General features: G+C 67.5%; 11 protein-coding genes. 2 read left to right on the top strand and 9 right to left on the bottom strand.

Going from position 1 to position 9,406, the window contains the following annotated elements; genetic code table 11:
• Window positions 1-152: 152 nt before the first annotated feature.
• From hflD to N5J29_RS13265, 4 genes are read right to left on the bottom strand one after another with little or no spacing between them, the layout of a single operon-like run.
• The gene (gene hflD / locus N5J29_RS13250; protein ID WP_065175704.1) at window positions 153-767 is read right to left on the bottom strand and encodes a high frequency lysogenization protein HflD; all 615 of its coding nucleotides are present in this window, start codon (window positions 765-767) and stop codon (window positions 153-155) included.
• Window positions 764-1,906: a tRNA 2-thiouridine(34) synthase MnmA gene (gene mnmA, locus N5J29_RS13255; RefSeq protein ID WP_065175703.1), complete on the bottom strand. Its 1,143-nt coding sequence runs from the start codon at window positions 1,904-1,906 to the stop codon at window positions 764-766. The genes hflD and mnmA overlap by 4 nt, the downstream gene beginning before the upstream one ends.
• Window positions 1,903-2,364, bottom strand: coding sequence for an NUDIX hydrolase (locus N5J29_RS13260; protein ID WP_065182192.1), 462 nt, complete (start codon window positions 2,362-2,364; stop codon window positions 1,903-1,905). Before N5J29_RS13260 ends, mnmA begins: the two co-directional genes overlap by 4 nt.
• A gap of 1 nt (window position 2,365) precedes the next feature.
• Window positions 2,366-2,836, bottom strand: a complete 471-nt coding sequence (locus tag N5J29_RS13265; protein ID WP_111186999.1) for a hypothetical protein — start codon at window positions 2,834-2,836, stop codon at window positions 2,366-2,368.
• Window positions 2,837-2,944: 108 nt separating this feature from the next.
• Between N5J29_RS13265 and clpS the strand changes: the two genes are divergently transcribed.
• A complete protein-coding gene (clpS, locus tag N5J29_RS13270; protein ID WP_164152914.1) occupies window positions 2,945-3,271 on the top strand; it encodes an ATP-dependent Clp protease adapter ClpS in 327 nt (108 codons plus the stop codon).
• A gap of 43 nt (window positions 3,272-3,314) precedes the next feature.
• Here clpS and N5J29_RS13275 read toward each other — a convergent pair whose 3' ends face one another.
• Window positions 3,315-4,127: an APH(6) family putative aminoglycoside O-phosphotransferase gene (locus tag N5J29_RS13275; RefSeq protein ID WP_164152913.1), complete on the bottom strand. Its 813-nt coding sequence runs from the start codon at window positions 4,125-4,127 to the stop codon at window positions 3,315-3,317.
• A gap of 135 nt (window positions 4,128-4,262) precedes the next feature.
• Between N5J29_RS13275 and clpA the strand changes: the two genes are divergently transcribed.
• Window positions 4,263-6,542 (top strand): ATP-dependent Clp protease ATP-binding subunit ClpA, encoded by a 2,280-nt coding sequence (clpA, locus tag N5J29_RS13280; protein WP_065182194.1) that lies wholly within the window; start codon window positions 4,263-4,265, stop codon window positions 6,540-6,542.
• Between the two features lie 75 nt (window positions 6,543-6,617).
• On the opposite strand, the gene N5J29_RS13285 is transcribed toward clpA, so the two are convergent.
• From N5J29_RS13285 to N5J29_RS13300, 4 genes are all read right to left on the bottom strand, one after another.
• Window positions 6,618-6,995 (bottom strand): hypothetical protein, encoded by a 378-nt coding sequence (locus N5J29_RS13285; RefSeq protein WP_164152912.1) that lies wholly within the window; start codon window positions 6,993-6,995, stop codon window positions 6,618-6,620.
• Window positions 6,996-7,196: 201 nt separating this feature from the next.
• On the bottom strand, window positions 7,197-7,415 hold the full coding sequence (gene infA / locus N5J29_RS13290; protein ID WP_005409596.1) for a translation initiation factor IF-1: 219 nt from the start codon (window positions 7,413-7,415) through the stop codon (window positions 7,197-7,199).
• Between the two features lie 86 nt (window positions 7,416-7,501).
• Window positions 7,502-8,242: a leucyl/phenylalanyl-tRNA--protein transferase gene (gene aat, locus N5J29_RS13295; protein ID WP_053517945.1), complete on the bottom strand. Its 741-nt coding sequence runs from the start codon at window positions 8,240-8,242 to the stop codon at window positions 7,502-7,504.
• A gap of 43 nt (window positions 8,243-8,285) precedes the next feature.
• The coding region (locus N5J29_RS13300; protein WP_279924440.1) for a GNAT family N-acetyltransferase at window positions 8,286-9,406 on the bottom strand (1,121 nt) is incomplete at its 5' end.

A 9,406-nucleotide genomic window follows, 5' to 3' on the forward strand; every position in this document is an offset into this window, starting at 1 on the left:
GTGCCCCTTCTCTTTAACGTCGATGCGCTTTCTGAATGCGCCGGATTTCCGGCGCCGGACGCTCGCCGGGCATGGCCCGGCGGTACCCCTGCAGCGCTGCGCGACGGTCAGGCCATGCGGTAGCGCCGGGCCATGCCCGGCGGATGCAACGGTCAGGCCAGCAGGCGGTCCACGGCCTCGACCATCGCCTTGCGACCAAACAGGAAGTCCCAGTAGCTGCCGCCCACCTGCCGCCACAGCACCGCGGCGCGGACGGCGGCCAGCAGCAGGGCACGGATCTCGGAGACCACACCGGCCTGGCCCAGGTAATGCGGGTTGCCCTGCACCATCACCCGCGGCTTGAGATGGCTGATGGTGTCCGCATAGACGCTGCCGAGGCTGGCCAGCACATCCGGGTGACCGCTGTCGCCCAGTTCGGCGGCCTTGCGCTGCGCCTGCTCGATGCCCGCGGCAACCTTGTTGACGGTTGCGCCGTCCTGCACGAAGCGGCGCTCCAGCTGCAGCACCGACAATGCCAGCTTGGGCAGGATCGGATCCTGGCCCTGGTTGCGGAAGTAGTTGTGCAGCAGGCGCAGGCCCGACTTCAGCGCGTGGCGGTCGCCGAACACCTCCTGCGGAGATGACGCGTCGACGCGGAACACGCTGTCCACCGCGGTACGTACAGCGGCGGCGTCGGAATGGCCGGTATCGGCGATGCGGCGCACCTGCTGCAGGGCCTGGGCAATGCCGGCCAGGGCCAGGACGCGGTCGTCGACAGTGAAACTCATGCAGCGATTACCTCAAAAGGAGAAGGGGTGGTGCGCAGGCGCTGTTCCAGCGGCGCATCGGTGGCGGCGATCACCGCACCGCCCAGGCAGATCTCGCCGTCATACAGCACCAGCGACTGGCCGGGCGTGACGGCCCGCTGCGGGCGGGCAAAGGTGACCAGCACGCTGCCATCGTCCAGCACATCGACCGTACACGGCTCGTCGGGCTGGCGGTAGCGGGTCTGGGCAGTGCATTCGAAACGCCGGGCCGGTGGTGCGCCGGCGATCCAGTGCGCGGTTTCCGAACGCAGGCGTTCGGAGAGCATCCACGGGCTGTCGCGGTCCTGATCGACATACAGCACGTTGCTGGCCACGTCCTTGCCGACCACGTACCACGGCGCGGCCGGGCGGCCACGCACGCCGCCGATGTTCAGGCCCTCGCGCTGGCCGAGCGTGAAATAGAACACGCCCGGATGCTCGGCAATCACGCTGCCGTCGGCCGGGTCGAGGATCTGTCCCGGCCGGGCCGGCAGATAGCGGCCCAGGAACTCGCGGAAGTCGCGCTCGCCGATGAAGCAGATGCCGGTGGAGTCCTTCTTGGCATGGGTCGGCAGGCTGACGTCACGGGCGATCCGGCGCAGGTCGCTCTTTTCCAGGTCGCCGATCGGGAACAGGGTGGCGGCCAGCTGCGCCTGCCCCAGCTGGTGCAGGAAATAGCTCTGGTCCTTGGAGCGGTCGGCGCCGCGCAGCAGCAGCCACTGGTGGCCGCGCTGGGTCACCCGCGCGTAATGGCCGGTGGCGATGCGCTCGGCGCCCAGTTCACGCGCCGCGTCCAGGAAGTGCTTGAACTTCACCTCGCGGTTGCACAGCACGTCCGGATTGGGGGTGCGGCCGGCGGCGTACTCGGCCAGGAAATGCTCGAACACGCCTTGCCAGTACTCGCTGGAGAAGTCGCGGAAATGGAAGGGAATGCCCAGCAGGCCGCAGACCGCCACCGCATCGCGGCGATCATCCTCGGCGCGGCAGTCGCCGCTGCCGTCGTCGGCCCAGTTCTGCATGAACAGGCCGGCCACGGCCTCGCCCTGCTGCACCAGCCGCCAGGCGGCGACCGACGAATCGACGCCACCGGAAACGCCCACCATCACGCGCGGGGTGCTCATGCGACCTCCCGGACCAGCGAAAGCGGGTGGCGCTGGCCACCCAGATAGTCCGCCACGACCTGCCATACCAGCGGGCTGCGCTGGCGCTGCCCGGCGGCCTGCAGCTCGGCCGGGGTCATCCACAGCGCGCGGTCGATGCCGGTGTCGAGCGGCTGCGCCGGATCATGCGAGACCGGGCGCGCCGCGTAGCAGAAGCGAAGGAACGTCGTACCGTCGCCCGCCGTCCATTGGTAACAGCCGATGAAGTCGGTCAGCTGAACCGTCCAGCCGGTCTCCTCGCGGGTCTCGCGCAGCGCCGCCTCGGCCAGGCTCTCGCCGGGCTCGAGGTGCCCGGCAGGCTGGTTGAGCACGGCGCGGCCATCGATGGTCTCCTCGACCAGCAGCACGCGGCCGCCGTCGACCACGATGGTGGCGACGGTGGCGTGCGGTGCCCAGCGCGGGTCCGGCGTGGCGTTCACCTCAGAGATCGTCCTTCTTGGTCAGTTCCAGTTCCATCGCGTCGGCGGTGCGGATCGCGGCATCGATGGCGTCGCTGAGCTGGTCGGCGGTTGCATCGGCGTCGATCTTCACCACGAACATCGCGGTCGCCTCCTGTTTCACCCAGCCGCCCATCTTGGCGTCCTGCGAGTCCTCCAGCAGGCGGTTGGCGACCGCGACCGGGAACTGCTTGGTCTTGGACGTGTACCCTGGCGACCAGATCTCACGGATGTTGTGGCTGCCGAAGTCTTCCACCGCCGAGCGCACGTACACCATCTGGGTGCGGTCGCCCTCGACGTCGAACACCAGGCGGTAGTCGCCATCCTCGTCGACCTCGTAGTTGTAGCCCAGCTTGTCCAGCTGGCGACCGACGGCAGCGTCGGCATCGGCTGCGCTCGCCGGACCGGCACAGGCCAGGGCGATCAACAGGGCAGGCAGAAGGGTCCTTTTCATGAAAATCCTGTGAAACCGGGGTGGGAAGGACAATTGTGACGGCGGCCGTCCGTGCCGTCCATTCCGGGAGGGCCGACGCGGGCGCGCGGCAACCTCTATAATGACCGGATGCCCCGCGAGTCTTCCCCCGATTCCCACCACGAGCACGGCATCGCCGTGGAGCCCGCGCGCCCGGAAGTGGCGCCGCCGCCGCTCTACCAGGTCATGCTGCTCAACGACGACTACACCCCGATGGATTTCGTGGTGGACGTGCTGCAGCAGTTCTTCAACATGGACCTGGACAAGGCGACGCAGGTGATGCTGCATGTCCATACCCGCGGTCGCGGCGTCTGCGGCGTGTTCACCCGCGAAGTGGCCGAGACCAAGGTCGGCCAGGTCAACGAGTATTCACGGATGAACCAGCATCCGCTGCTGTGCACGATGGAAAAGGCCTGACCGGCCTCTTGTAGAGCCGAGCCCATGCTCGGCTACAGCGGGATCACCCCTCCGCCAGCGCCTCCAGTGCCATCGCCGCGACTGTCTCGTCGATATCGGCCGGGTCGCCATCATTGCGGAACCATACGGCCGACAGCCCGGCGCTGGCAGCGATCCAGCGCAGCAGGCGCGTGCGATCCAGCTCCGCCAGGGCGCTGACCTCGGTCACCCGGGCCGCAAAGCGCTCCGGCCGGGTCGCGACGTGGATGCCGGGACCGCACAGGTCGGGATTGCTGAACAGCGTGGTGTAGTCGAACGCGCGATCACCGATCAGCCGTTTCGGGTCGATCGCCAGCCAGCCGCGCGTGCCGAAGTCGAGCACGTTGTCGTGGTGCAGGTCACCGTGCAGCGGCCGGACCTCCTGTTCGTCCTCCAGCAGCGCGACCGCCAGCGATCTGCACTGTTCCAGCAGTGGCGGCAGCGAGCCCCTTGGCTGCAGCAGGTCGGCGAACCATGTAGGCAGGCAGACCAGCTCCGCTGGCGGTGCGCTCCGTGGCCGGTGCAGCCGCTGCAGGACCTGGCACAGGATCGTGGTACAGGTGCTGTCATCGCCGCCGATCGAGCGCTCCCGCAGCGATTGGCCGCCGGCGCGCTCGATCAGGATGGCCGGCCCCTCGTGCGCCAGCAGGCGCGCGGCACCGTCGCCGTCCCACCAGCGCAGCAGGCGATGGCTGTTCTGTTCTTCGGTTTCACTGCTGATCTTCAGCATTGCCGGCAGGTCGTCGGCGGTCAGTACCGGCCAGAGCCGGGCGTGCGGGGTACGGATGGCGGGACCATCACGTCGCAATCGCCAGCGGCTCAGGTAGGGTTCGCTCATGGGTGGGCTGTCCGGGAGTGAATGAAGATCAAGCAATCCGCACTGCTAACGCCATCTGAACGCAGCAATCCGCTAGGGTGATGGAAATCGCGTAGTCAGGCCGCATATTGTCCCCATCTGCCGCCGGAGTAATCCATGTTCAGCAAAGACCTCGAACACACCATCGGCCAGTGCTACAAGCGCGCCCGTGAGGCCCGGCATGAGTTCATGACGGTCGAACACCTGCTGCTGGCACTGCTCGACAACCCGTCCGCCCAGGCCGTACTGAAGGCCTGCGGTGCCGATGCCGACCGCCTGCGCCAGGAGCTGGAGCAGGCCATCGAGGCCTCCGTGTCCCGCCTGGCGGAAGACGATGGCCGCGACACCCAGCCGACGCTGGGCTTCCAGCGCGTGCTGCAGCGGGCCGTGTACCACGTGCAGTCCTCGGGCAAGAAGGAGGTCACCGGCGCCAATGTGCTGGTCGCCATCTTCGGCGAGAAGGACTCCCATGCCGTCTACTACCTCAACCAGCAGGACGTGACCCGCCTGGACGTGGTCAATTACCTGTCCCATGGCATCGCCAAGCTGGGCGAGGAGGGCGAACAGCCCTCTTCCGAAGGCGAGAGCCGGGCCGAGGGCGGGGAGGGCGAGCCGAAGGGGGATGCCCTGACCGAGTTCGCCAGCAACCTCAACGAGCAGGCCCGGGCCGGACGCATCGACCCGCTGGTCGGGCGTGCCGACGAGATAGAGCGGACCATCCAGGTCCTGTGCCGTCGTCGCAAGAACAACCCGCTCTACGTGGGCGAGGCCGGCGTCGGCAAGACCGCGATCGCCGAAGGCCTGGCCCGGCGTATCGTCGAGGGCTCGGTGCCGGAGGTGCTGGCCGATGCCGTCATCTATTCGCTCGACCTGGGCGCACTGGTGGCTGGCACCAAGTACCGTGGCGACTTCGAGAAGCGCCTGAAGAGCGTGCTGACGGCCCTGAAGAAGGTGCCCAACGCCGTGCTGTTCATCGACGAGATCCACACCATCATCGGTGCCGGTTCGGCGTCGGGCGGCACCATGGATGCGTCCAACCTGATCAAGCCGGCGCTGGCGTCGGGCGAGCTGCGCTGCATCGGCTCGACCACGTTCCAGGAGTACCGCGGCATCTTCGAGAAGGATCGCGCCCTGGCGCGCCGCTTCCAGAAGATCGACATCGTCGAGCCGACCGTGGGTGAGACCTACGAGATCCTGCAGGGCCTGAAGGGCAAGTACGAAGCCCACCACGGCGTGACGTACTCCGACGAGGCGCTGCAGGCCGCGGTGGACCTGTCGGTCAAGCATATCGGTGACCGCCTGCTGCCGGACAAGGCCATCGACGTGATCGACGAGGCAGGTGCGCGCCAGCGGCTGTTGCCGGAGGACCAGCGCAAGGAACTGATCGACGTGGAGGAAGTGGAGGCCATCATTGCCAAGATGGCGCGCATCCCGACCAAGCAGGTCAGCGCCACCGACAAGGATGTGCTGCAGCACCTGGAGCGCAACCTGAAGATGGTGATCTTCGGCCAGGACCCGGCCATCGAGACCCTGTCGTCGGCGATCAAGCTGGCGCGCTCGGGCCTGGGCAATCCGGAGAAGCCGATCGGCAACTTCCTGTTTGCCGGCCCGACCGGTGTCGGCAAGACCGAGGTGACCAAGCAGCTGGCCCTGCAGCTGGGCATCGAGCTGGTCCGCTTCGATATGTCCGAGTACATGGAGCCGCATTCGATCAGCCGCCTGATCGGTGCGCCCCCGGGATACGTCGGCTTCGACCAGGGCGGCCTGCTGACCGAGAAGATCGTCAAGACGCCGCATTGCGTGCTGCTGCTGGACGAAATCGAGAAGGCGCACCCGGACATCTTCAACATCCTGCTGCAGGTCATGGACCGGGGCGTGCTGACCGACACCAACGGACGTGAAGCGAACTTCAAGAACGTGGTGCTGGTGATGACCACCAATGCCGGCGCGGCCCAGGCCTCGCGGCGTTCGATCGGCTTCACCAAGCAGGACCACGCCACCGACGCGATGGAGACCATCCGCCGCAGCTTCACCCCGGAATTCCGCAACCGCCTCGATGCGGTGGTGCAGTTCCAGGCGCTGGGCTTCGAGCACATCCTGCGTGTGGTGGACAAGTTCCTGATCGAGCTGGAGATGCTGCTGCAGGAGAAGCACGTCAGCCTGTCGGCCACGCCGACCGCGCGCGACTGGCTGGCCCACCATGGCTTCGACCCGCTGATGGGTGCCCGTCCGATGGCGCGCGTGATCCAGGACAAGATCAAGCGTCCGCTGGCCGACGAGCTGTTGTTCGGCAAGCTGGTCAACGGCGGCAAGGTCAGCATCGATGTCCGCGACGACGAACTGGTGGTCGAGACCCAGGCCGAGCCGGAGCGGCTGCTGCCGGCCACGGTGGAGTGAGCTGACGCCACGGGCTGTGGCGTGAAGGACTGGAAACGGCAAGGGCGGCTTCGGCCGCCCTTGTGCTGTCAGGTGTCAGCGGCTGCGACGGCGCGCTTCACGCGTGAACCGCTCGGCATCGATCGGCTCGATGCGCGCCACCTCGCAGGAGCCGCGACCGGTGTCCAGCTTGCTTCGGCCCTCGCTGCACAGCGTGTCAGCCTCCTTGCCGTCGGTCGTGAAGCCGAGGCGGGTGGCCCGCACGGCGGAAGGGCAGCTGTTGCGGAAGTGCACGACATAGTGCGCTTCGCCGGAGCGGAGCAGGATGTTCCTGTCGGCGCCGGCGCGAACGATCTGCTGTTCGCCGGACAGCGGCACGCACTGCGCCGCCGGGGTGTCGGCCGCATGGGCGGACGGGGCCAGCAGGGCGATGGCGGACAAGGCCAAGGGGGCGAGCAGGGAAGTGAGGTTCATGGCGGGGCAGGGGTGGCGATCCGGAGTGGATCGGATCCCAGAATGCTGCCGCTGTCGCAACTGCGAATCTGCCGCAAGCAGGGCTGACTGACGCCATGGTGAGATCGGTCACGATGACCTCCGGCAGGGCCGGAGAGCGCGCATGACAAAAGGCCAGCAACCCAGGCTGGCCTTGTCGAAGTGGCGCGACGCGCCGACCGCTTACTTCATGCGGTAGGTGATGCGACCCTTGGTCAGGTCGTACGGGGTCATTTCAACCTTGACCCGGTCACCGGTGAGGATGCGGATGTAGTTCTTGCGCATGCGGCCGGAGATGTGGGCGATGATCTCGTGCCCATTTTCCAGACGAACGCGGAAAGTGGTGTTCGGCAGCGTCTCGCTGACGGTGCCCTCGAACTCGATGGAATCGTCTTTCGACATGTAGTCCTGTGCGGTTCAGAAAACGGCCACGCTGGGCCTAAGGCGCAGTATTTTACGCGGGACGCGGCCGGCTTGCAAAGTTTATGTTAACCCCCGGCCAGGACGCGGGCCGGCAAGCGGCCCATGTGCCGTGTCCACGGGCCTTCACGCCCCGGGCAGCGCACGGCCTGCCGCACGTGGTCCAGAAACGCGGCGCGTGGCAGGTGCACCGCACCCATCCGCAGCAGATGTGGATTCTCCACCTGTGCATCGATCAGTTCCCAGCCCCAGCCATGCAGGGTGGCCGCCAGCGCGGCCAGCGCGATCTTGGAGCCGCCGCTGGCGCCGCTGAACATGCTTTCGCCGAAGAACACCGTACCGATGGCCACGCCATAGATGCCACCGACCAGGGTCTGCCGGTCCCAGACCTCGACGGAATGGGCGAACCCGAGGTCGTGCAGCCGGCTGTAGGCCTCGACCATTGCCGGGCTGATCCAGGTGCCGTCCTGTCCGGGGCGCGGCGCGGCAGCACAGGCGCGCATCACCTGGCTGAAGGCGGTGTCGGCAGTCACCTCCCAGTGGCTGCCGCGCAGCTGGCGGCGGAAGCGGCTGGACAGGTGTACGCCGGAGGTGCGGAACACCATGCGTGGGTCCGGTGACCACCACAGGATCGGCTCGCCGTCGCTGAACCACGGGAAGATGCCGCCGGCATAGGCATTCAACAGGCGTGCAGGATGCAGGTCGCCGCCTACGGCCAGCAGGCCGTCGGGACTGCGCAGCGCGGTTTCAGCGGGCGGGAAGGGGGCGTCCGGCGCATCGTCCAGGCGCCAGGGCAATTGACGGGTCATGCCGGGAGTGTAGCGATGCCGGCGCATCCATTCTGCGGCGGCGCTAGTCCTGCGTGCGGAACGGGCTGTGTTGCTGCAACGTCTGCTCATAGCGCCGCACGTCCCTGCGCTCCTGCCGGCACCAGTCCTGCAGAGCTTCTGCGAAATCCGCATCGGCCACCCAGTGCCGGCTGCGCACCCGCGTCGGCAGGAAGCCGCGCGCCAGCTTGTGTTCGCCCTGTGCGCCGGGCTCGAAGCGGGTCAGGCCTTCGCGCAGGCAGTACTCGATGCCCTGGTAGTAGCAGGCCTCGAAGTGCAGGCCAGGCAGGGTAGCGCCACCCCAGTAGCGGCCATACAGCGTGTCGCCCCCACGCAGGCACAGGGCGCCGGCAATCGGTTCGCCGTCCTGTTCGGCCAGGAACATCACCAGGCCGCGCCCGAGGCTGCTGGCCAGGTGGCGCAGGAAGGGCTCGGTGAGCGCCGGTGCATTGCCGTACTCGACGAAGGTCTGCAGGTAGAAACGGTACATCGCCTGCAGGTCGGCACGGCTGGCCTCATCGCCGTGCACGACGCGGAAGCCGATGCCCTGGCGGGTGACCCTGGCGCGCTCCTGGCGGATGTTCTTGCGGTGCTTGTGGTCCATGGCGCCAAGGAACTGATCGAACGTCGTCCAGTCGCCCGGGTTCTGCCACTGGAACTGGATGTCCTCGCGCAACAGCCAGTCATCGCCGAACAGCGCTTCATCCGCTGCGGTGTGGAAGTTGATATGCGCCGAGGACACGCCCAGCGTGGGCAGCGCCCCGCGCAGGGCCGACAGCACGCGCGCGCGGGCTGGATCGTCCCGGGCCAGCAGCCGCGGCCCGGTCACCGGCGAGTACGGCACGGCGCCGAGCCATTTCGGGTAGTAGTCGCGGCCATGCCGGGCATAGGCATTGGCCCAGGCGTGGTCGAACACGAACTCGCCGTGGGAGTTGGTCTTCAGGTAGCCGGGAATCGCCGCGACCAGGACGTCGCCCTCCCACAGGGTGAAATGCCATGCCTGCCAGCCCCAATCCCCGCGCAGGCAACCGTGGGCTTCGAGTCCGGCCAGGAAGGCGTAGCTGACGAAGGGATTGCGGCCATCATGCAGCGCGTCCCAGTCGGTGGCGGTAACGGACTGCAGCGAGTCGAGGAAACGGGGGGAGG

It is taken from the genome of Stenotrophomonas sp. GD03680 (assembly GCF_029844625.1).
GTDB classification, from domain to species: domain Bacteria; phylum Pseudomonadota; class Gammaproteobacteria; order Xanthomonadales; family Xanthomonadaceae; genus Stenotrophomonas; species Stenotrophomonas maltophilia_P.

Excerpts from the sequence above, each read along its gene's own strand:
- N5J29_RS13265 (WP_111186999.1), bottom strand. The coding sequence starts at position 2,836 with ATGAAAAGGACCCTTCTGCCTGCCCTGTTGATCGCCCTGGCCTGTGCC.
- hflD (WP_065175704.1), bottom strand. The coding sequence starts at position 767 with ATGAGTTTCACTGTCGACGACCGCGTCCTGGCCCTGGCCGGCATTGCC.
- infA (WP_005409596.1), bottom strand. The coding sequence starts at position 7,415 with ATGTCGAAAGACGATTCCATCGAGTTCGAGGGCACCGTCAGCGAGACG.
- N5J29_RS13275 (WP_164152913.1), bottom strand. The coding sequence starts at position 4,127 with ATGAGCGAACCCTACCTGAGCCGCTGGCGATTGCGACGTGATGGTCCC.
- N5J29_RS13285 (WP_164152912.1), bottom strand. The coding sequence starts at position 6,995 with ATGAACCTCACTTCCCTGCTCGCCCCCTTGGCCTTGTCCGCCATCGCC.
- mnmA (WP_065175703.1), bottom strand. The coding sequence starts at position 1,906 with ATGAGCACCCCGCGCGTGATGGTGGGCGTTTCCGGTGGCGTCGATTCG.
- aat (WP_053517945.1), bottom strand. The coding sequence starts at position 8,242 with ATGACCCGTCAATTGCCCTGGCGCCTGGACGATGCGCCGGACGCCCCC.
- clpS (WP_164152914.1), top strand. The coding sequence starts at position 2,945 with ATGCCCCGCGAGTCTTCCCCCGATTCCCACCACGAGCACGGCATCGCC.
- clpA (WP_065182194.1), top strand. The coding sequence starts at position 4,263 with ATGTTCAGCAAAGACCTCGAACACACCATCGGCCAGTGCTACAAGCGC.